The sequence below is a fragment of the Streptomyces plumbidurans genome (assembly GCF_019857225.1).
Classification (GTDB): domain Bacteria; phylum Actinomycetota; class Actinomycetes; order Streptomycetales; family Streptomycetaceae; genus Streptomyces; species Streptomyces plumbidurans.
Genome location: NZ_JAFJSY010000006.1, coordinates 245,000 through 266,655, shown reverse-complemented (window position 1 = coordinate 266,655; position 21,656 = coordinate 245,000). Strand labels below are relative to the sequence as shown.

Below are 21,656 nucleotides of genomic sequence, written 5' to 3'. Positions count from 1 at the left end.
GCGCGGCGACCGCCTGAGCGACAGCGCTCGTCGAGCCGTCGGTCCGACCACACGGGGTGGGAGACGTATGGCACAGGCGTCCGACGCAGCGCGGACTGTCATCATGACGGTGGACGACGATCCCGGGGTGTCCCGGGCCGTCGCCCGCGACCTGCGGCGCCGCTACGGCGAGTCGTACCGGATCGTCCGCGCGGAGTCCGGCGAGTCGGCGCTGGAAGCACTGCGGGAGCTGAAGCTGCGCGGTGATCTCGTGGCCGTGATCCTGGCCGACTACCGCATGCCTCAGATGAACGGCATCGAGTTCCTGGAGCAGGCCCTCGACGTCCATCCGGGCGCCCGGCGGGTCCTGCTGACGGCGTACGCCGACACCAACGCGGCGATCGACGCGATCAACGTCGTCGACCTCGACCACTATCTGCTCAAGCCCTGGGACCCACCGGAGGAGAAGCTCTACCCGGTCCTGGACGACCTGCTCGAGGCGTGGCGCCGCAGCGACTTCCGCCCGGTGACCAGCACCAAGGTGGTCGGGCACCGCTGGTCGGCGCGCTCGTCGGACGTACGGGAGTTTTTGGCGCGCAATCAGGTGCCCTACCGCTGGTACTCGGCCGAGGAACCCGAGGGGCAGCGGCTGCTGGCGGCGGCCGGGCAGGACGGGCAGCGGCTGCCGCTGGTGATCACCCCGGACGGGGCGCCGCTGGTGCAGCCGGAGGCTCCGGAGCTGGCCGCGCGGGTGGGCCTGGCGACGACGCCCGCGGCCGACTTCTACGACCTCGTCGTCATCGGCGGCGGGCCCGCGGGGCTCGGTGCCGCGGTGTACGGCGCCTCAGAGGGGCTGCGGACCGTGCTCGTGGAGCGGTCGGCGACCGGAGGGCAGGCGGGCCAGAGCTCACGGATCGAGAACTACCTCGGCTTCCCCGACGGCGTGTCCGGGGCGCAGCTCACCGAGCGGGCGCGACGGCAGGCCGGCAAGTTCGGCGCCGAGATCCTCACCACGCGCGAGGTGACCGGTCTCGAGGTCAACGGAGCCGCGCGGACGGTGCGGTTCTCCGACGGCTCGGCGGTCGCCGCGCACAGCGTGATCCTCGCGACCGGCGTCTCCTACCGGCAGTTGGAGGCGCCCGGCTGCAACGACCTGACCGGGTGCGGGGTCTTCTACGGCTCGGCGCTCACCGAGGCGGCCTCCTGCCAGGGGCAGGACGTGTACATCGTCGGCGGCGCCAACTCCGCCGGTCAGGCGGCCATGTATCTCGCCCGGGGCGCCAAGTCGGTCACCCTGCTGGTGCGCGGCGCCGACCTGTCCGCGTCTATGTCGTACTACCTCATCCAGCAGATCAACGAGTCGCCGAACATCACGGTACGCGCGCGTACCGTCGTCGAGGCGGCGCACGGCTCCGGCCGTCTGGAGCAGCTGCTGCTGCGGGACGTGGACACCGGCGAGACCGAACTCGTCGACGCGCAGTGGATGTTCGTGTTCATCGGCGCCGCCCCGCTGACCGGCTGGCTGGACGGCACGGTGCTGCGGGACGACCACGGGTTCATCCTGGCCGGGCCCGACCTGACCGCGGACGGGCGGCCGCCCGCGGACTGGGAGCTGGACCGGCCGCCGTACCACCTGGAGACCAATATTCCCGGCGTGTTCGTGGCGGGCGACGCACGCGCCGACTCCGCCAAGCGCGTCGCGTCCGCCGTCGGAGAGGGAGCCATGGCCGTGATGCTCGTCCACCGGTATCTGGAGCAGTCGTGAGCGGGCAGTTGATGCCCTGCAGCCCGCAGGAGATCGGTTCGCTGTTCCTGTTCGAGAAGCTCACCCCGGAGCAGCTCGGGCGGCTGTGCAGCGAGGGGCGGGTGGAGCGGTTCGAGGCGGGCCCGGTGTACACCGAGGGCGATCCCGCCACCTGCTTCTACGTGATGGTCGAAGGCACCGTCGTGCTGTCGCGGCGGGTCGGCGGCGACGACGTGGAGGTCACCCGCACCTCACAGCCCGGGGTGTACTCGGGCGCCATGCAGGCCTACATCGGGGACCGGGTCCGCCAGGTCTACAACAACTCCATGCGCGTCACGGAGCCGACCAGGTTCTTCGTGCTGCCCGCGGACACCTTCGCGGCCATCATGCAGGAGTGGTTCCCGATGGCGGTGCATCTGCTGGAGGGGCTGTTCTTCGGCTCGAAGAACACGCAGCGCGCCATCGGCCAGCGTGAACGGCTGCTGGCGCTGGGCTCGTTGTCCGCCGGGCTCACCCACGAGCTCAACAACCCGGCCGCCGCGGCCGTGCGGGCCACCGCCACGCTGCGCGAGCGGGTGGGCAAGATGCGCCACAAGCTGGCGATCATCGCGCAGGGCTCGTACAGCCCCGAGGTCATGGCCAACCTCATCGACATCCAGGAGCGCACGGCCGAACGCGTCGCCAAGGCACCCACGTTGAGCCCGCTGGAGGCGTCGGACCGGGAGGACACGGTCACCGACTGGCTGGACGACCACGACATCCAGGAGGGCTGGCGGATCGCGCCCACCTTCGTGCAGGCCGGTCTCGACGTCGACTGGCTGGACCAGATCGCGGCCGCCGTGGACGAGGAGATCCTGCCGAACGCGATCGGCTGGCTCAACTACACCGTCGAGACAGAGCTGTTGATGGACGAGATCAACGACTCGACCACCCGCATCTCGCATCTCGTCGACGCCGCCAAGCAGTACTCGCAGCTCGACCGTGCCCCCTTCCAGGACGCCGACGTCCATGAACTGCTCGACAGCACCCTGCTGATGCTTGGCGGCAAGATCGGCCCGCGGATCGACGTCGTCAAGGACTACGACCGTACGCTGCCGAAGATCCCCGCCTACCCGGCCGAGCTCAACCAGGTGTGGACCAACCTCATCGACAACGCGGTCTCGGCCATCAACAGCGCCGGTGGAGAAGGCACGTTGACCGTGCGGACGGGCATGGAGCACGACATGCTGCTCGTCGAGTTCCGCGACACCGGCCCCGGCGTGCCGAAGGAGATCCGCGGCCGTATCTTCGACCCGTTCTTCACCACCAAGCCGGTGGGCGAGGGCACGGGGCTCGGCCTCGACATCTCCTGGCGGATCGTCGTCAACAAGCACCACGGCACCCTCCAGGTCGAGTCCGAACCCGGCGACACCCGCTTCCAGGTCCTGCTGCCGCTGACCGCCTCGGCCGACGAACCCTCCGAGGAGCCCGTATGACCAGCGCCAACGGAATCGACGCGAGCGTCCCGCCGAGCGGCACCGGATGCACCGAGTGCGACGAGGCGGGCGGCTGGTGGTTCCATCTGCGGCGGTGCGCCCAGTGCGGTCACGTCGGCTGCTGCGACGACTCCCCCGGCAAGCATGCCACCGCCCACTGGAAGGCCACCGGCCACCGGGTGATCCAGAGCTTCGAGCCGGGCGAGAGCTGGTTCTGGGACTTCGACAGCTCGCAGCTGTACGAGTCCGGTCCCGCTCTCGCGCCGCCGGAGAGCCACCCGGCGGACCAGCCGGCGCCGGGCCCCGCGGGGCGGGTGCCGGCCGACTGGACGAAGACGCTGCGGTCCTGAGCACCGGACGCGAACGCAGCGAAGGGCGCTGACGCTCACGCCCGCTGAACAATCCCCGGGGCCGTGTCAGTGCCGCGTGCCAGGATGGATGCGTGCCGCAGACCGTATTCACCACGCCGCTCATCGGCCGGGACGAGGAAGTCGCCCGGCTCTCCGGGGTGCTGGAGCGCGCCCGCGCCGGGGAGGCTCGGGCCGTGCTGCTGGCCGGGGACGCGGGCGTGGGCAAGACCCGGGTGCTGGACGAGCTCGCCGGGCGGGCCGTCCGCGACGGGATGACCGTCCTCACGGGTCACTGCGTCGACCTCGGTGACGTCGGCCTGCCGTATCTGCCGTTCACCGAGGTGCTGGGCGTGCTGGGCGGCGACGAACGGTTCGCCGAGGTCCTCGCGTCGCATCCGGTGGTCGGCCGGCTGCGCGGCGCGGCCACGGACGCCGGGCGGGACTTGGGCGGCCGGCTCCAGCTCTTCGAGAGCATGGCGGCACTGCTGGCCGACCTCTCGGAGATCGCTCCGCTGCTGCTGGTCCTGGAGGACCTGCACTGGGCCGACCAGTCCTCCCGGGACCTGCTGCGCTTCCTGCTCAGCCGCGGGATCCTGCAGCGGTCCGCCGGCGGCGCCCCCACGCACCGGCTGGCGGTCTTCGCCTCGTACCGCGCGGACGACCTGCACCGCCGGCATCCGCTGCGTCCCCTGCTCGCCGAGCTGGTGCGGCTGCCCGCGGTCGAGCGGGTGGAGCTGCGGCCCATGGCCGACGCCGAGGTGACCCGCCTGGTGCGGGCACTGCAGGACCGCCCCCTGCCGGACGCCACGGTGCGCGGCATCGTCGAGCGCGCCGAGGGCAACGCCTTCTACGCGGAGGAGCTGCTCGCGGCCACCGACACGGAGGCGGGCGGTGTGCCCAGCGGGCTGGCCGACGTCCTCCTCATCCGGATCGAGCAGCTGTCCGACACCGCCCAGCAGGTGCTGCGCACGGCCGCCGTCGCCGGGCGGCGCGTGGAGCACGACCTGCTGCGGGACGCGGTGGGACTGCCCGAGGACGAACTGGAGGCGGCGCTGCGGGAGGCGATCGGCCGCCAGCTCCTGGTCCCCAGCGGCAACGACACCTACGCCTTCCGGCACGCCCTGGCCCGCGAGGCGGTGTACGCCGATCTCCTGCCGGGGGAACGGTCACGGCTGCACGGCACGTTCGCGCGGCTGCTCGCGGGCCGTGGCCATCCGGCCGAGAGCGCGGCCGAGCGCGCCCACCACTACCGCGAGAGCCATGACCTGCCCGACGCACTCGCCGCCTCCCTGGAGGCGGCCGGACATGCCGAGCGGGTGGGCGCGCCCGCCGAGGAGCTGCGCCACCTGGAGACCGCGCTCGACCTGTGGGAGTCGGTGGATCCCGCGGCGCGTCCCTCGGGCGACGGCGTCGACCGGGTGACGCTCACGCTGCGTGCCTCGGCCGCGGCCGCGCACGCCGGTGAGTCGCACCGGGCGGTGTCACTGACCCGGGCCGCGCTCGCCAGCACCGGCCAGGACACCGACCACGAGCTCGCCGCCCGGGTGCGCTACACGCTGGCGGGCAATCTGATGAGCGTCGACAGCCTGACGGCCGCGTTCGCCTACAGCAGTGAGGCGCTCGCGATGATCCCCGCCGAGCCGCCGAGCCGGACCTGGGTGTGGGCGGCGGCCACGCATGTCATCGCGGCCCGCCACATAGGGGAGAACGAAACGGCCCTGCGGGTCGCCCGCCAGGCCCTGCAGGTCGCGGAGCAGCTGCGGGTCACCGACGCGCGGGCGGATCTGCTGGTCTCGCTGGCCATCCTCGAGGGCGACGGACGGCGCAGCCCCGAGAACCAGGAGCGGCTGGAGGAGGCCCGCGAGCTGGCGCGGCAGGCGGGCAACACCCCGGTGGAGATGCGCGCCCTGTTCAATCTGGCGGTCGGCTGTTTCGAGGCGGGCAATCTGGAGGGCTGTCTGCCGTGGGTGACGGAGGGCCTGGACCGGGCCCGCCGCGCCGGGCTGCTGTCGTCGCCGTATCCGCTGGAGATGCGCTATCTGCATCTGCTGGTGCTGTACACACTGGGCCGCTGGGACGAGTGCACCCGGGCCGCGGCGGCGGACGCGGCCGTCCTGCCGGCGGCGGGCGGTTACACCATGGGGCCCGCGCTGTATGTGGCGCTGGCCCGCGGCGACCTGCGTGCCGTCGAGCGGGCCCAGGCCCTGCTGGAGGGGCCTTTCGACTGGATGGCCACCCTGGTCGCGGGCCTCGCGCTGACCGAGGCCGCGGTGCTGCGGGGCGAGCCGGAAGCGGCGGTGGAGCGCACGCGTGCCACGGTCGCGGCGCTGACCGACGACTCGGGCAATCGCCCCGACGTGACGGTCCGGTTGGCGGCGCTGGCCCTGGCGGCGGTCGCCGACGCGGCGGTGGAGCTGCGCGCGGCCGGCGGTGAGGCGCACCGCTGGAAGGACACAGCGGACGAACTGGTCGAACTGGCCCGGCAGACGGCCCGGCACGGCGAGCACGGCGGCCCGCAGGGTCCGGAGGGAATGGCCTGGCTGGCGCGTGCCGAGGCGGAGTGGCTGCGCGTGGTCTCCGGGCCGGACGCGGAGGCCTGGGAGAAGTCGATGAACGCGTTCGGCTTCGGGGACGTGTACGAGCATCTGCGCAGCCAGGTGCGGTTCGCCGAGGCCCTGTTGACCGCCGAGCGGCGCGAGGAGGCGGCCGTCCAGGCGCACGAGGCGAGAGCGGTGGCGGAGCGGCTCGGTGCGGCTCCCCTGCTGGAGCGGATCGACGATCTCGTACGGCGCGGCCGTCTCGCCGACGCCCCCTCGCGGGGGGCGCGCCCCTCGCCGCTGACGGCCCGCGAGCAGGACGTGCTGCGGCTGCTCGCGCGCGGCCGCAGCAACCGGCAGATCGGCGAGGAGCTGTTCATCAGCGGCAAGACGGCCAGCGTGCATGTCTCCAACATCCTGGCCAAGCTGGGCGCCTCCAGCCGTACGGAGGCGGTGGCGATCGCCTACCGTCAGGGGCTGATCGCACCGGAGCCGTCGGCCTCGGGCTGACCTCGGCCGGCCCGGCCGTGGCTGTCGCAGTCGAGGCTCTTCAGGTCGACGGCGTCGGCCATGGCCTGCATGCCCTTGTCGTTGGGGTGCAGATGGTCGCCGCTGTCGAGGGCGGGCAGCATGCGCTCGGGGTCGTAGGGGCTGCGGAGGATGCGGTCGAGGTCGGTGACGGCGTCGAAGTCAGCGCTGTCGCGGATATAGGCGTTGACCTCCTGACGTACCTTCTCACCGGCCGCGTCCCATTCCGACCAGCCCTTGTACGGGCCGACGGTGGCGCCGACGACGCACTTGCCGGCCGCGTGGACGCGCTCCGCCACCTGGCGGTAGCCGGCGATGAGGTCCTGGGCGGTGACCCCGGAGTGGGCCTTGATGTCGTTGACGCCCTCGAAGAAGAAGACGGTGCGCACGCCCGACTGGGACAGCACATCGCGCTGCAGTCGCTTCAGGACGCTCTGCCCGCCGCCGTCCGCCAGGATCTTGTTGCCGGAGATCCCTTCGTTCGCCACGCCCTGGACTTCGGCGTCGGCGGCGTGCAGCCGGCGGGCCAGGTAGTCGGGCCAGCGGCGGTTGAGGTCGCTGGAGGAGTCCCAGCCGTCGGTGATGGAGTCCCCGAGGGCGACCACGGCCCCGGTGCCGGCGAGGGGGCGCACGGTGACGGCGTCCAGGTAGAACCAGGAGCCGATCACCTCCGTCCAGGGGTCGGCGCCCTCCTCGGCGGTGTGGTCGCCCTGGGTTGCGTAGGAGGTCTGCATGGCCATCCAGTGGCCGGTGGCGGGGCCCGCCGCGTCCGGTGAGTGGATGCTGACGACGAGGTTGGTCGCGGCGGGGATCCTGCCCGGCAGGGGGTCGGTCAGGACGGCGCCGCCCGCGGGGACGGTGACGGAGCGGGCGCCATCGAAGGTGAGCGGGCGGTTACTGCCGTGGACCAGTTCGGCGCCCGTCTTCTGGACGCCGGCGTAGACGTTGTCGAAGGTCACCGGACGGTCGCCGAAGGCGTTGGAGAGCCGGATCCGCAGCGCGCGTCCGGCCACGCTGGTGTGGACGATCAGCCGGTAGCCGCGGTCGGCGACCGCGTTGCTCATACGGTCGGCGCTCGCGCCCCAGGTGACGACGTCGCGGCGGTCGGCGGGGGCTCCCGCCACGGTGAACGCGGGCTGTTCGGCGGACGCGTGCACCGGTGTGGCCTGGACGGTGCCCGCCAGCAGCAGGAGCGCCCCGAGTCGGCAGGCCCGGGCGAGGCGGGCCCTCACCGGGCGAAGTCCCTCAGCGTGACCGAGGCGCCGGGCCGGAGGGTCACGGATCTGGAGGTGCCGCCGTGGGCGACGGTGGTGGTGCGGCCGCCGACGCTGCGGATGCGCACTTCGGTCGGTTTTCCGTCCCGCCAGCTCAGATCGACGACGAAGCCGCCGCGCGCCCCGGCGCCCCGCACCGATCCGGACTTCGCCCAGGCGTCGGGGAGGGCCGGCAGCAGTTCCAGATGGCCGGGGCGTGAGTACAGGAGCATCTCGACGACGGCGGCGGGTGTGCCGAAGTTGGCGTCGATCTGGAAGGCGCCGTCGCCCGGTCCCAGTTCGTAGATGTCGAAGAGGTTGGGTGCGGTGCCGTTGCTGCCGTCGGTCGAGGGGCGGAGGTTGTTCACGAACAGCTGGTAGGCCTTGTCGGCGTCCTTGAGACGGGCCCAGCACAGACTGCGCCAGGCGTTGGCCCATCCGAAACTGTTCATGCCGCGCGCGGTGAGCAGGGCGGTGGCGCCGGCCACGATGTCGTCGGGGGTGGAGCCGTCCGGGCGGATGCGGTCTCCGGGGAACAGTCCTACGAGCGGCGACAGGTGACGGTGGGTGGTCTCACCGAGGTTGTCGGGGCTCATCCACTCCTCCAGCCAGCCGGTCTTCGGGCTCACCTGCGGAAGGTACAGCCGCTTGCGGAGGCCAGAAATCCTCGCCGCGGCACTATTGTCGCACCGCAGCTCGGTCGCCGCAGTGCAGAAGTTGCCGAACAGCGCCCACACGAGTTCCTGGGCGTAGGTGATGCCCTTGGCGTCGAGCGGGCCCTGTTCGGGCGACCAGTCGCTGTCGGCGATCAGGACCTCGCGCGAGCTGCCCGGCAGGGTGGTGGTCAGCAGCCGCGCCTCCCAGAACTCGCAGGCGCCCTTGAGGAGGGGGTAGATCTTCTCCAGATGGGCCCGTGACCGCGTGTACTCGTAGTGCTCCCACAGGCTGTTGCACAGCCAGGCGTTGCCCGCGGGATGCCACCACCAGCCGCCTCCGCCGTAGGGGTTGGTGGAGATGGCGATGGTCCAGCCGGCGTTCTTTCCGCTGGAGTTGCGGTAGCGGTTGCGGGAGTCGTTGAACAGGCGGCGGGTGAGGTCGGTCCAGGAGGGGAGCTGAGCGAGGCAGTAGTCGGTGAGTGCGTCGAAGCAGGAGGACAGTCCCGCGCGGTCGGCCATCCAGTAGTTCATCTGGATGTTGATGTCGGTGTGGTAGTCGCCCATCCAGGCCGGGTCGTTGCCGTCGAGCCAGAGCCCCTGCAGGCCGAGCGGCAGGCTGCCGCGCGATCCCGAGATCATCAGATAGCGGCCGAACTGCACGTAGGCGGCCTCGAGTTCGGGGTCCGGGTCGCCGGTCTCCGTGCGTGCCTTGATCCGCTCCCAGGTGTCCAGGGACCGCTGGCCGTCGGAGGACGTGCCGAGCGCGAGGTCGAACTGCCCGAACAGGGCGCTGTGGTCGGCGACATGGGTTCTCAGCAGGGTGTCCGCCGAGTGGGCTGCGGCGTCGCGGACCTTCGTACGGGCCAGCTGCTCGGGGTCGAGGGAGGGGTCGCGGAAGCCCTTGGCGGCGTCCGGCGCGTAGTCGGTGCCGCCGCTCAGCACCACGGTGAGGTCCTTGCAGCCGGCGAAGTCGATCCGTGAGCCGCCGACCGTGACCCGGCCGCCGGTGCCGTGGGCGGTGACGGCGGCCCCGTACTTCAGGCCGTTGGCGAACGCGGCCCCGAAGGCGACCGCCGTGCCCTCCCCGTGCGTGCCCTCCCCGTGCGTGCCCTCCAGCGTGACGGTGCCGGTGTAGCGGCCGCCGCCGCTCTGGGTGAAGTGCAGGACGATCACGTCGTCGGGGCGGCTGGCGAAGATCTGCCGCTGATACGTCACCCCCGAGCGGACGTACGACGTGGTGACCACGCCGCGCGCGAGGTCGAGGGTGCGGCGGTAGCCGGAGACGGCGCCGAGGTCGTGGTCGGGCAGGTCGACGGTCAGCTTCCCGAGCAGGGTGAAGGAGCCGAAGTTGTCGCGGTCGTAGGGGAATTGGCCGTCCGCGTCGAGCGTGTCGTTGAGGTTGCCGGTCCACAGGGTGGCGTCGGTGACGAGGAGCAGCTCGCGGCCGGGATCGTTGCTCGCGAGGGCGCCGAGGCGGCCGTTGCCGACGGGCAGGCCCTGTTCGATCATGGAGTCGTCGTCGGCGGGCGCCTGCCACCAGAGCGTGTCCCGTGAACTGCTCATGTGCGAGGGCGAGTTGGTGTCATCGGGTCGCTCCGGTGTCGCGTGGGCGGTGAAGGCGGGGAGTCCGGCCAGCGCCACGCCGGTGGTCGCGGCGAGGGCGAGCAGGTCGCGTCTGGGCAGGTGGGACGGATCGGTGTGCATGGCGGCTCCTACGAAGTACGAAGGGGTCAGGAGGACTTCGGTACGTCGATCCGGTCGATGTCAGGTGCGTAGCCGTTGCCGCTGTCGAAGGTGATCGTGTTGGAGCCGGCCTTGAGGGTCAGCGGCACGGTAACCGCTCCTACGGTCCCCCAGTCGCCGGTCGAGGGGAACTTGTGGCTCGCCCCTGCGCCGCCGTTCGCGGAGACGACCGCCGAGCGGGCGTCGCCGCTGACGTAGGCGATCCTCACCTGGTAGGTGCCGGACTTGGGGACGACGATGTCGTTGAAGGTGAGCTTGCCGCCGAGGTAGAGATTGCCGACCTTCTTCGCCCCGGAGCAGGCGGAGCAGTCGGCGACGGAGGCGTTGCCGGCGAGCGTGTTGGAGGACGCCTCCGCCTCGTGGGCGGTGAGGTCGAGGGCGCTGCCGTGCGGGGTGACGGTGAACAGGCGTGAGCCGTGGGCGGGCAGGGCCTCGGTGATCCGGTCCTTGAAGCTGCCGAGGTTCTCGTGGTTCCACAGGTCGCGGACGCCGGCCCTGCCGGTGAAGCCGAGCGTGGCCCAGGGTGCGGAGACGGACGCGGGGCGGTCGGCGAGGTTGAACAGGGCGACGGTGTAGCTGCCGTCGGGGTTCTTCGCCGCCCACACCTGCTGCGGGTCGGACGGGGTGATGGGGTGTGCGGGCGGGGTGTCGCCCTGGTCGACGGCGATGACCTCCTTGTTGGTCAGGAGGGACAGGCCGTAGGAGTCGAGGCGGGTGAGGTCGTCGCCGGTGTAGAGCGGTGACTTGGCGATGGCCCAGAGGGTGGCGTAGCTCTGCCGTTCTGCCTTGGTCAGGCCGTCCATCTCGCCGTTGCCGACGTCGAGGGAGTCCAGGTCGTTCCAGCCGCCGGGGCCTGCGTGGCGGGTCCAGGCGGGGACGTCGTCCCAGCGGTCGTCGACGGAGTTCTCCCAACTGGCAAGGGTGTTGCAGTAGCACTCGACGTCGGTGTCGATGCGCCAGCCCTGGGAGTACTTCTGCCAGTCGGCGGCGTGCCCGATGTCCAGGGACCAGGACAGTTCCAAATGGATCGGGCGGCCGGTGGCGGTGATGGCCTGGTGCCAGGCGGCCACGTCGGCGACGTTGTCGTACTGGTCGCCGCTCTTTCCGGAACCGGGGCCGACGCCGTCGAGCTTGAGGAAGTCGTAGCCCCAGTCGGCTATCAACTGGGCCTGGGAGTCTATGTACTTCTGGGTGCAGGGGCGGGAGAAGTCCAGTTTGTAGGAGCTGTCCCAGCCGTTGGTGGTGCGCAGGTCGCTGTAGACGATGTCGGCGGTGGTGCAGCCGTCGGTGTTCCGGATCGGCGCCCTGCCATCGTCGAACGCCTCCTTCTCCAGACCGGCGGGAAGGTAGATCCCGGCCTTGAGGCCCTTGGCGTGGATGTGGTCGGCGACGGCCTTCATGCCGTGCGGGAAGCGCTTCGGGTCGGCCTTCTGGCGGGCGTACTGGTCGTACTCGGGCTTCCAGGCGTTGTCGCGCCACCAGCCGGCGTCGATGTTGACGTACTCGTAGCCGTACTTCTTCAGCTTGGCGGCCAGGGCGTCCGTCTGCCGGGTGACGTTGGCCTCGGTGAGATAGCTGTAGTCGCCGTCCGGGTTGAGGCCGGGGTACTTGGACGACTGCATGCTCCAACTCGACCAGCCCATATAGGGCTTGGCCGCGGGCGCATCAGCAGCTACGGACACGGTGGGCGCCGCGGGCCTCGCATGGGCCACGGGAGCGACGGTGACGGCACCGGCGGCGAGCGCCAGGACCACGGCGGCTCTCAGGGTGCGTACGGGCATGGCGGAGTACGGGGAGGACCGCATGGGTCGTGCCTCCAGGGGGAGTTGGTTCAGCGGCTCGGGGGCGGGTCGTCGGGGGTGATGAAGGACTGGATCGCGGTGGCCGCGGCCCCGCGTGCCCACTCCTCGAAGGGGAGCGGGCGGGTCCGTACGTCGCAGTGGGCGGCGGAGCCGAAGGCGGCACGGGTGAAGGTGTCGCGGATCTGCTCGGCGAACAGGTCGTATCCGGCGAGCCCTTCGCCGGAGATGATCACGCGTTGCGGGCCGAACAGGTTGGCCACGGTCGCGATGCCGCGACCGATCGCCTCGCCCGCCCTGGCATACGCCTCACGGGCCCCGGCGACGCCTCGATGGGCCAGTGCCAAGGCCTCGGCGGTGTCGGCCACTTCGACGCCGGTCGTCTCGCGGATGCGGCGGAGGATCGCGGCGTCCCCCGCGATGGCCTCCACGCAGCCGCGGTTGCCGCAGTGGCAGGGCGGTCCGGTCGGGTCGACGGTGACATGACCGATCTCGCCGGCGACGCCGTGGGCGCCTGCGACGACGCGCCCGTGCACCACGAGCCCGCAGCCGATGCCGGCTCCGACGGTCACCACGGCGAAGTCGGAGAGACCGGCGCCCGCCCCGAACCACTGCTCGGCGACGGTCAGGGCGCGTACGTCGTTGTCGACCGTGACCGGCAACTCCATGACCTTGGCAGCGAGTTCGGCGAGGGGGACGTCCCGCCAGTCGAGGAAGGGCGAGTACCGCACGACGCCTTCGGTGCGGTCGACGTCACCGGAGAGGGCCACGCCGAGACCAAGCACCGGTGTGCCGAAGTCGGCCGCCTCGGCGCGCAGTTGGCGTACCAGCTCCCCCATCGCCGCCAGCACGGTGGTGTCCTGGCGGTCCGTCAGTGCGACGCGCCGGGCGACGCGGATCCGGCAGCACAAGTCGGTCAGGACGCCGATGAGTTCACTGCCGGTGGCCTTGAGGCCGATGAAGTGGGCGCGGCCGCCGTCCACGCGCACCAGGCTCGCGGGCCGTCCGAGAGCGGGGCGCGCCTCGTCGTCGGCGGTCTCGACGAGATAGCCGGCGGCCAGCAGCGGGCGGACGGCCTTGGTGACGGCGGCGGCGGACAACCCGGCCCGGCGGGCGGCCTCGAGCCTGGTGAGGGGGCCCTGGGACAGCACCGTGCTGAAGATCTGCGAGGCGGCCGGCGTATGAGCCGGGAACGTCTCGGCGGGCGGGGTCGGGCGCATGGCCGGGAACCTAGGGCCATTAATTTACGCTGTCAATAAAAGAGACAGGAATCGCCTGAAGGTTCTCTGTGCGGTCCCTGTGGCGTCCGGGTGCCCTCCTGCGACACGGGGTCCGCCGTGTCGCAGGAGGTGGCGGCGAACGTGATCAGCGATGCTCGGCCGGGGTGTTGGCCGCGGTGACGTTGACCGCGGCCCAGGCCTTGTCCACCGTCTTGTACGCGGTGCTGCTCTGCCCGTAGAGGTCCTTGGCCGCCTTCAGCGTCGCAATGCGAGCGTCGTGGAAGTCGGTCGTGGAGACCATGTAGCGGGTGAGGGCGCGGTAGAAGATGGCGGTCGCCTTGGTGCGGCCGATGCCCTTGACCGTCGAGCCGTCGTAGGTCGGCGAGTCGTACTTCACCCCGCCGATCGTCTTGTGGCCGCTGCCCTCGGCGAGCAGGTAGTACGCGTGCGAGGAGACACCGGAGCCGGAGTGCACCTCGGCGTCGTAGACCTGCGGCGACCAGTAGTCGATCGTGCCCTCGAGCTTGTCGAGGGACGGGTGGTCGAGACGGCGCAGGAACTTCTGGTCCAGGCCGAGCTTCTCGCCGATGAGGTAGTCCGGCTTGTCCTTCGCGTTGTTGGTGAAGTATTCGACGTTGGAGCCGAAGATGTCCGCGAGGGATTCGTTGAGGGCGCCCGGCTCTCCGTACTGGTTGCCCTGCGCGTCGATGCGGGTGGGCTCCAGCTTGGCGGTGGCGTCCACGACGCCGTGGGTGAGTTCGTGGCCGGTGACGTCGAGAACAACGAGCGGCCGCTTGAACATGTCGCCGTCACCGTCGCCGTAGAGCATGCAGTCGCAGTCGGAGTCCCAGAACGCGTTGGCCACCTTCTTGCCGAAGTGGACCAGGGCGTGGGCGCCCTTGCTGTTGTTCTTGATGCCCTTGCGGCCGAAGGTCTTCTTGTAGAAGTCCAGGGTCTTGGTGATGCCGTACTGGGCGTCGGCGGCGGCGCTGTTCCTGCTGGAGGTGGCGCCGTTGCCGAAGACGTCATTGCTGGTGGTGATCTTCTTGCCGCGGGCGAAGGTCTCCAGTTCCTTCCCCTTGGCGTCCCGGGTCTCGGTGCCCCAGCGGGTGGGGTCCTTGAGGAGGTAACTGGTGCGCGCCGTCCGGGTGGTGGTCAGCGGTATCTTCCCGACGAAGAGGGACTTGCCGGTGCCGTGGGCGGTCGACGGGTAGTGGGCGGCGGCCGGCGACGATGCCGACGCCAGGGTTCGGGCGGACTGCGCACCGGACACCGTGGCGGGTTCGAGCTTCTCGCCGCGCTTGCGCAGGGTGTCGACCAGTTCCGGCGAGAGGAACGCGTCGCTGTCGGGCGTGTTGCTGCGCACCTTGCCGGTGACGGCGTCGATGACGACGGTGCTGGAGCCACTGCCCTCGGTCACGCTGCTGCCGCCTACCCGTACCCGATAGGCGAGGGCGGACCCGCCGTCCCGGGCGTCCACGACGAGTTCGGCGGTGCCGGCCTCGCCCTTGGCGGCCTTCGCCGCCTTCTGCTCGGCCTGAGCCGCGGAGAGCTTCGCGGAGGTGGCGGCGGTCGGCCTGACGGTGTGACCCGCGGCGCGGGTGACACCCGCGTACGTCAGCTTCTCGGTCAGGTGGACGACGAGGTCGCCGCCGAGCACCGGCATGCCCTGATGAGTCCGGGTGAAGCGGACGTGCCGGGCGCCCTCGGGGTCGATCATGACGTCCTCGGCCCGCAGTTCGTCGCCCTTGGAGACACCGGTCGCCGAGGAGTGGGCGAGCGCGGCGGCACGCGCGGCGGACACCACGGGCGCGGCGGCGGCTTCAGTGGTGGAGGCTTCGGCGGCGGTGTGTTCCGTCCCCGTGGCGGGAGTCGCGAAGGCGGTGCCCGCAAGGCTCGTGGCGGCCGTCGTCACCGCGACGGCGACCGCCACGTTGCGTATGTGCGGTCTGCGCACTGGTGGGGGTTCCTTTCTCGCAAGGCGGCCGGACACGCCAACCGCCCTGACGCATGGCGCCGTTGAGCGCCATGGGGGCTGGTCGGGCCCCGGGACGAAACCCTTTCGGACAAGTCATGTCCATGTAAAGACTAAAAACCAGGTTTCGTGTCGATACAGGGCAATACTTCGCAAACAACCATCATTCGGTGATCGCCGGATCACCAACGGTTCGTTGTCCGTGGAGATGTGAGGGGACGGAAGAAAGTTGCCTCGTGTGAATGTGACCCATATCGCATCCGCCAGGGCTCTCCTCTCGGAGGGTGCCTGGAGCGCGGGAACCGTGCCGCCCCGGCGGACGTTGACCGGGCGGGCTCACCGAGGCAGCACTGCGGTCGTGCCCACCGCGACGGGACGACGACACCAGGGCGGCGCGATGAACGAGTTGGTCCCCGGAGGCAACATGCCCCTTCCGGGCGGCGCCCTGACCGTCCGGGTGCCCGGCCCCTTCGACGTGTCCGCGCTGATCACCGACGACGGTGGCAAGGTCCTGGACGACGCCGACTTCGTCTTCTACAACCAGCCGTCCGCTCCGGGCGCCCGGCTGGACGGCGACACCCTCACCGTCGACCCGCCGAGGCTGCGCCCCGGTGCCACCAAGGTGACGGTGGTCGTCAGCCCGGCCGATCCCGCCACTCCCCCGGGTGCCCTCCCCGCCCCCACGCTCCATGTCTCGGCTCAGGGCGGCCGAGCGCTCGCCCGGTTCGCGCCGCCGCGCCCGCGACAGGAGACGGTGCTGCTCCTCGCGGAGATCTACCGGCGCGGCGCCGGCTGGAAGCTGCGGGCCGTCGGGCAGGGGTACGCCGACGGACTCGCGGGTCTCGCGCGGGACTTCGGCGTGGACGTCGTCGAGGACGACGCGGCCGGTGCCACACCGGCGCCGCCCGCACACCTGCCAGGGCCGGCACCGGCCCACGCCCCCGCACCATCACTCCCATCGCAGGCTCCGCCGGCGCCCGCGAGCCGACCGGTCGTTCGCACGCCGACGCTCGTCGACCTCCATGCCGCCGACCCACCGCAGGCCGACCCCGACGGCTTCCTCGCTCTCGTCAACCCCGCCCGCGCCAGGGCCGGTTCACCGCCGGTCTTCCTGGACGGACGCCTCGCGTCGGCGGCCCGTGCGCACGCCTCCGCCATGGCCGCCGCCGGACAACTCGGGGTCGAGGGCGCGGACGGCGTCTCCGTCTACCAGCGCCTGACGGCCACCGGATACGCGTACCTCACCGTCGGCGAGCACCTGGTCTCCGGCCCGCGCACGGCTGCCGACTTCGTCGAGTACTGCCTGGGCGACGAGAAGGCGCGCCGCACGCTGTGCGACCCGGCCTACACGCATGCGGGCCTGGGGTACGTCAGCGACAGCCGCTCCGGCGACATGTACTGGACCGCGCTGTGGGCCAGGCCGTTCACGCCGGGTGACCTGGCGCGGACGGCGGCCGAGGTCACCGAGCTCACCAACCGGGAGCGGGCCAGGGCCGGTCTGCCTCCGCTGACCACCGACGCCCTGCTCACCACTGCGGCACAGGCGCACAGCGCCGACATGGTGACGCGCGTGTTCTACTCGCACACCTCGCCGGACGGGAGCCAGCCCTGGGACCGGGCCGCGGCGGCGGGTTCGCACCGGCGCACCATCGGCGAGAACATCGCGTGCGGCCAGCGCTCCCCCGCCGAGGTCGTCGACGGCTGGATGAACAGCCCGGGCCACCGCGCCAACATCCTCAAGCCCGACTTCACCCACATCGGGATCGGCCTCGCGGGCGGCGGCCCGGCAGGCACGTACTGGACGCAGCTGTTCGGCGCCTGAAGGGTTTATGGGCTCCACCAATCCGACCGACCCACCCGCGATCTTGGCAGAACGGAAACTTCCGGGACAGGATGCCCGCATGAAGGGTTCCCTCTTTTCCAGCGACCACATGGTCCAGCCGGCCACCGAAGCGGGCATGGCCGTCGAGAACGCCAAATGCATCAAGTACGCGGTGAACGGCGAGATGCTCGCCCGCCAGGGCGCGATGATCGCCTACCGCGGCAACCTCCAGTTCGAGCGCAAGGGCCAGGGCGTGGGCGGCATGCTCAAGCGGGCGGTGACCGGGGAGGGGCTGCCGCTCATGGCGGTGCGCGGGCAGGGCGAGGCCTGGTTCGCGCACGAGGCGCAGAACTGCTTCATCGTCGACGTGGACCCCGGTGACGAGTTCACGGTCAACGGCCGCAACGTCCTGTGCTTCGACGCCTCCCTGACGTACCGCATCTCGACGGTGAAGGGCGCGGGCATCGCCGGCGGCGGCCTGTTCAACAGCGTCTTCACCGGGCAGGGCCGACTGGGCCTCGTATGCGAGGGCAATCCGCTGGTCATCCCGGTCTCGGCGCAGTACCCGGTGTATGTCGACACGGACGCGGTGGTCGGCTGGACGGCCGGACTGCAGACCTCGCTGCACCGTTCGCAGTCGATCGGCTCGATGCTGCGCGGCGGTTCCGGCGAAGCCGTTCAGCTGATGCTGCAGGGCGAGGGGTATGTGGTGGTGCGCCCGAGCGAGGCGACACCCCAGAAGGCTCAGCAGCACTGAGCCCCGCGAAGTGATCTGCGCCTCAGAAGCAACCTCCCCGGCGGCCACGACGTCTTGATCCACAACAACTGATGCCCTGGCCCTTTGGGCCGGGGCCCATTTCCGGCGCGCTATACACGCCATGTATACACAGGAAGTATACGCATCACGTATACATATCGCGTATACGCACAGTGTATAGCTGGCCCTCGCACGGACCGAAAGGGATCCATGTACGGCAAGGCATTCGCCCCGGAGTACCAGGGCGCGCTCACCACACTCTCCGTGAACTCCTCGCTGACCGACGTACTGGCCGTCGGCACAAGGGAGTTGAGAGCGGCCGAGCGGTCCGGGCAGCACGGGGAGGCGGCTCGTTCCGGGCTCGCGGTCGCCGAGGCGCACCGTCGGCTCGGGCAGGTCACGGATGCCGACCGGGCATGGAAGGCGAGCTACCGCGCGGCCCGCGAGGCCGGGGACACGGCGGCCATGGCATGGGCGCTGTGGAGCGGCGGCACGCTGGCCCGGCAGCGGGGGGCCTTCCCGCTGGCCCGGCGACTGCTGGGGCTCGCGGCCGAGTTCGGCGAACGCGGCGGCGATGTCGTCGTACGCGGATACTCGCTCGCGGGACTCGCCGAGACCGGGCGCATCCAGGGCGACTACGAGGCCGTTCGCAGACTGCACGAGCAGTTGCTCGCCGAGGCACGACGGCGCGGCGAGGCGCGGCACACGGTGTGGGCACTGGAGGGCATCGCGCAGATCCACCGCAACACCGGCGCGTACGACACCGCGTTCGCCCTGTTCGAGGAGGCGGCCGAGATAGCCGCCCGCGCCGACGACCGGCGCGGTCACGCCTGGGCGCTGCGCGGTCTCGCCGACATCGTGTCGGTACGGGACGGGGACGTGGAGCGGGCGCTCGGGCTGCTGTCCGAGGCGGAGACGACGTGCCGGGCGATGAAGCTGTCCAGCGCGCTCGCCTACAACCACAAGATGCGCGGCAACGTCCTCTACCGCGCCAGCCGTTGGGCCGAGGCCCGGGACCTGTACGAGGAGGCGCTCGAGGAGTTCCGGGCGATGAGCGAGCCGCGCGGAACGGCGCTGGCCCGGCTCGGACTGGTCAAGTCGCTGGCCCGGCTGGGACGCGACGGCGCCGACACGGCCGCCGAACTCACGGACCTGGCCGACGAGTTGGAGCGCATCGGGCTGAAGCACGCACGCGAGATGGTGGCCCGTGCGCAGGAGGAGTTCGCCCCGGTCGCGGAGGTGGCACGGTGACGGCGGCGCTGCCCTCGGCGCTGCGTGCGCGCGCCGATGTTCATCAAATCCTGTCCCGCTGCCGCGAGTCGGTGCGACCCGCGCTGGCGGAGGCCGTGGCCCGGATGCATCCGTGGGTGGGCGAGATGGCCGCCTACTCCTTCGGCTGGTGCGAGGTGGGCGGCGCGCCTGCCGCCGCGTCCGGCGGCAAGGGCGTACGGCAGGCCCTGGCCGTGCTCGGGGCCGAGGCGGCGGGCGCGCCCGCGGCGGCCGGGGTGCCCGCGGCGGTGGCGGTGGAACTGGTGCACACCTTCTCCCTGCTGCACGACGACATCATGGACGGCGACGCGGCCCGGCGCCGCCGTCCCACCGTCTGGAAGGCCTACGGCACCGGGCCCGCCGTGCTCGCCGGTGACGCGCTGTTCGCGCTGGCCGTCGAGACCCTGGCCGTAGCACCGGGCGGGCCGCGGGCCGTGCGGGTGCTGTCGGTGGCGCTCGGCGACCTGGTGCACGGCCAGGCCGATGACCTGCTGTTCGCCACCCGCCCGTGGACCGGGCCGCAGCGGGTGCGGCCGGAAGAGTACCGGGCGATGGCCGAGCACAAGACGGGGGCGCTGCTCGGCTGCGCCGCCTCACTCGGCGCCCTGCTCGGCGGCGCGGAGCCCCCGGCGGTCGACGCCCTCGACCGCGCCGGACGCCACCTCGGGATCGCCTTCCAGGTCGTCGACGACGTCCTGGGCATCTGGGGCGATCCCGCCGTGACCGGAAAGCCCGTCCACGGCGACCTTCGCGAACGCAAGAAGACGTTCCCGGTGCTGGCCGCGCTCGACTCCGGCGACTCCCGGTCCCGGCGGCTCGCCGCACTGCTGGACGCCGGCGGGGACCCCGCGGAGGCCGCCGCACTGATCGAGGCGGCGGGCGGCAGAACGGCCGCCATGGCCGAGGCGCGCCGCCACGTCGCCGCGGTGGAGGCCGCTCTCGCGGACACGGCCCTTGAGGCGCGAGCGGTGGACGAACTGCGGGCGCTGCTGGAGTACTTGGTGCGGCGGGAGGTGTGACGCGGGGGCGGGAAGTGTGACGCGACGACGGGAGGCGCGTGGGGGAGACGGGAAGTGTGACACGACGACGGGAGGCGCGTGGGGGAGGCGGGAAGTGTGACACGGGGGCGGGGCGTGGGGGCAGGAGGCGTGACGCAGCGTCGGAACGCCGGTGCAGGAGGCGTGACACGAGAGCGGGGCCTGGGGGCGGGAGGCGTGACACGAGAGCGGGGCGTGGGGGCGGGAGGCGTGACGCAGAGGTGTGACGCGCTGCGGGAGGCGCGACGGCCACCGGAGACGTGACGGCGGCCGGAGGCCGTTCCTCCCCCTCCCCCGCCATCGATTTGACCTCGCCCCCCGCACACGCAAGGGTGCGAGGCGGTGCGGATCAGCGCCCGCGCTGCAAGCCGGAACCCAGAAGCCAGAAGCCAGAACCCGGAAGGTTGAGTGTCGTGATCGGGATCTCTGACGTCGAGGCCGCGGCCGACCTCATCGCCTCGCATGTCGTACGGACGCCGACGCTGCCGAGCCCCGGACTGACCGCGCTGCTGGGTGCCCCGGTCACCGTCAAACTCGAACTGCTCCAGCGCACCGGCTCGTTCAAGGCGCGGGGGGCGACCGCCAAGCTGCTGTCGCTGACCGACGGCGAGCGGGCCGCCGGTGTCGTGGCCGTCAGCGGCGGCAATCACGGCATCGCTCTCGCGGTCATGGCCGCCGCGCTCGATGTGAAGGCCACGGTGGTCATGCCGCGTACGGCACCCGCGCGGTCGGTCGAGATCGCCAGGGCCGCCGGCGCGTCGGTGCGGCTGACCGACGACATGGCCGGGGCGTTCGCGCTCGTGGACCGGTTGCAGGACGAGGGACTCACGCTGGTCCACCCCTTCGACGACCCGCTGGTCATCGCCGGACAGGGCACCGTCGGCGTGGAGTTCGCCGCCGACGCGGGCGAACTCACCGATGTCCTCGTCAGCATCGGCGGCGGCGGACTGATCGCCGGTGTGGCCACGGCGATGCGGGCGCGGCGGCCCGACCTGCGCATCTGGGGCGTGGAGACCGAGGGCGCGCAGGCCATGTCGCAGGCGCTGGCGGCGGGCGGGCCGGTCGCCGTCGATCTCTCCTCCGTCGTGACCACCCTCAGCGCGCCCTCGGCGTCGCAACTGACGTACGACCATGTGTCCGCGCTGGTCCACGAGGTGCTCGTGGTGCCGGACCGGGACGCGGTGCAGGGCACGCTCGACCTCGCCGAGCACGCCAAGGTATGGGCCGAACCCGCGGCCGGCTGTCTGCTTCCCGCCGCCCGCCAGGTCCTCGACCGGGTCGGCGAGGGGGCGCGGCTGGGCCTGGTCGTGTGCGGGGGCAATGCCACGACCGGGGACGTCATGGGCTGGGCGGAACGCTTCGGACTGCGCTGACTCCTGCCCGACTACTGCATCAGTTCCTGCACGACTTCTGCACCGACTCCTCGGAACGTCCCTGGAAAACGTTTTCTTCGAATCCGGTCAGGTAAAGGGGACTTCCGCGAATTCACCCGACGGCGCATGCACAAATACC

Annotated in this window: 14 protein-coding genes; 9 read left to right on the top strand and 5 right to left on the bottom strand. The window is 71.5% G+C overall.

Going from position 1 to position 21,656, the window contains the following annotated elements; genetic code table 11:
• Positions 1 to 67 precede the first annotated feature (67 nt).
• The 4 genes from JYK17_RS05720 to JYK17_RS05705 all read left to right on the top strand — a co-directional run bounded on the left by JYK17_RS05720 (position 68) and on the right by JYK17_RS05705 (position 6,595).
• Complete coding sequence (locus JYK17_RS05720; protein ID WP_128804079.1) at positions 68 to 1,744, top strand: NAD(P)/FAD-dependent oxidoreductase; 1,677 nt, start codon at positions 68 to 70, stop codon at positions 1,742 to 1,744.
• Positions 1,741 to 3,198 (top strand): ATP-binding protein, encoded by a 1,458-nt coding sequence (locus JYK17_RS05715; protein ID WP_222809906.1) that lies wholly within the window; start codon positions 1,741 to 1,743, stop codon positions 3,196 to 3,198. The genes JYK17_RS05720 and JYK17_RS05715 overlap by 4 nt, the downstream gene beginning before the upstream one ends.
• Entirely contained in the window at positions 3,195 to 3,548 is a 354-nt protein-coding gene (locus JYK17_RS05710; protein ID WP_108012871.1) for a UBP-type zinc finger domain-containing protein, read from the top strand. The genes JYK17_RS05715 and JYK17_RS05710 overlap by 4 nt, the downstream gene beginning before the upstream one ends.
• A 92-nt stretch (positions 3,549 to 3,640) precedes the next feature.
• Complete coding sequence (locus JYK17_RS05705; protein ID WP_222809905.1) at positions 3,641 to 6,595, top strand: helix-turn-helix transcriptional regulator; 2,955 nt, start codon at positions 3,641 to 3,643, stop codon at positions 6,593 to 6,595.
• Here the strand turns inward: JYK17_RS05705 and JYK17_RS05700 are convergent.
• The 5 genes from JYK17_RS05700 to JYK17_RS05680 all read right to left on the bottom strand — a co-directional run bounded on the left by JYK17_RS05700 (position 6,556) and on the right by JYK17_RS05680 (position 15,241).
• Positions 6,556 to 7,845, bottom strand: coding sequence for an SGNH/GDSL hydrolase family protein (locus JYK17_RS05700; RefSeq protein WP_222809904.1), 1,290 nt, complete (start codon positions 7,843 to 7,845; stop codon positions 6,556 to 6,558). The two genes, JYK17_RS05705 and JYK17_RS05700, sit on opposite strands and share 40 nt — an antisense overlap.
• Positions 7,842 to 10,226, bottom strand: coding sequence for a glycosyl hydrolase family 95 catalytic domain-containing protein (locus tag JYK17_RS05695; protein ID WP_222809903.1), 2,385 nt, complete (start codon positions 10,224 to 10,226; stop codon positions 7,842 to 7,844). Before JYK17_RS05695 ends, JYK17_RS05700 begins: the two co-directional genes overlap by 4 nt.
• 26 nt (positions 10,227 to 10,252) lie before the next feature.
• Positions 10,253 to 12,070: an alpha-galactosidase D gene (locus JYK17_RS05690; RefSeq protein ID WP_128804074.1), complete on the bottom strand. Its 1,818-nt coding sequence runs from the start codon at positions 12,068 to 12,070 to the stop codon at positions 10,253 to 10,255.
• Positions 12,071 to 12,096: 26 nt separating this feature from the next.
• The gene (locus tag JYK17_RS05685) at positions 12,097 to 13,284 is read right to left on the bottom strand and encodes an ROK family transcriptional regulator (protein WP_108012866.1); all 1,188 of its coding nucleotides are present in this window, start codon (positions 13,282 to 13,284) and stop codon (positions 12,097 to 12,099) included.
• Positions 13,285 to 13,429: 145 nt separating this feature from the next.
• Positions 13,430 to 15,241, bottom strand: coding sequence for a M4 family metallopeptidase (locus tag JYK17_RS05680; RefSeq protein WP_222809902.1), 1,812 nt, complete (start codon positions 15,239 to 15,241; stop codon positions 13,430 to 13,432).
• Between the two features lie 415 nt (positions 15,242 to 15,656).
• Between JYK17_RS05680 and JYK17_RS05675 the strand changes: the two genes are divergently transcribed.
• From JYK17_RS05675 to JYK17_RS05655, 5 genes are all read left to right on the top strand, one after another.
• Positions 15,657 to 17,081, top strand: coding sequence for a CAP domain-containing protein (locus tag JYK17_RS05675; RefSeq protein WP_222809901.1), 1,425 nt, complete (start codon positions 15,657 to 15,659; stop codon positions 17,079 to 17,081).
• A 79-nt stretch (positions 17,082 to 17,160) separates the two neighbouring features.
• On the top strand, positions 17,161 to 17,838 hold the full coding sequence (locus JYK17_RS05670) for an AIM24 family protein (RefSeq protein ID WP_108012863.1): 678 nt from the start codon (positions 17,161 to 17,163) through the stop codon (positions 17,836 to 17,838).
• Between the two features lie 210 nt (positions 17,839 to 18,048).
• Positions 18,049 to 19,089 carry a tetratricopeptide repeat protein gene (locus tag JYK17_RS05665; protein WP_108012862.1) on the top strand — a complete coding sequence of 347 codons (1,041 nt, stop codon included), beginning with the start codon at positions 18,049 to 18,051 and terminating at the stop codon, positions 19,087 to 19,089.
• Complete coding sequence (locus JYK17_RS05660; RefSeq protein WP_234547350.1) at positions 19,086 to 20,126, top strand: polyprenyl synthetase family protein; 1,041 nt, start codon at positions 19,086 to 19,088, stop codon at positions 20,124 to 20,126. The genes JYK17_RS05665 and JYK17_RS05660 overlap by 4 nt, the downstream gene beginning before the upstream one ends.
• A 431-nt stretch (positions 20,127 to 20,557) precedes the next feature.
• Positions 20,558 to 21,517, top strand: a complete 960-nt coding sequence (locus JYK17_RS05655) for a threonine/serine dehydratase family protein (RefSeq protein WP_222809900.1) — start codon at positions 20,558 to 20,560, stop codon at positions 21,515 to 21,517.
• The last annotated feature ends 139 nt before the right edge of the window (positions 21,518 to 21,656 follow it).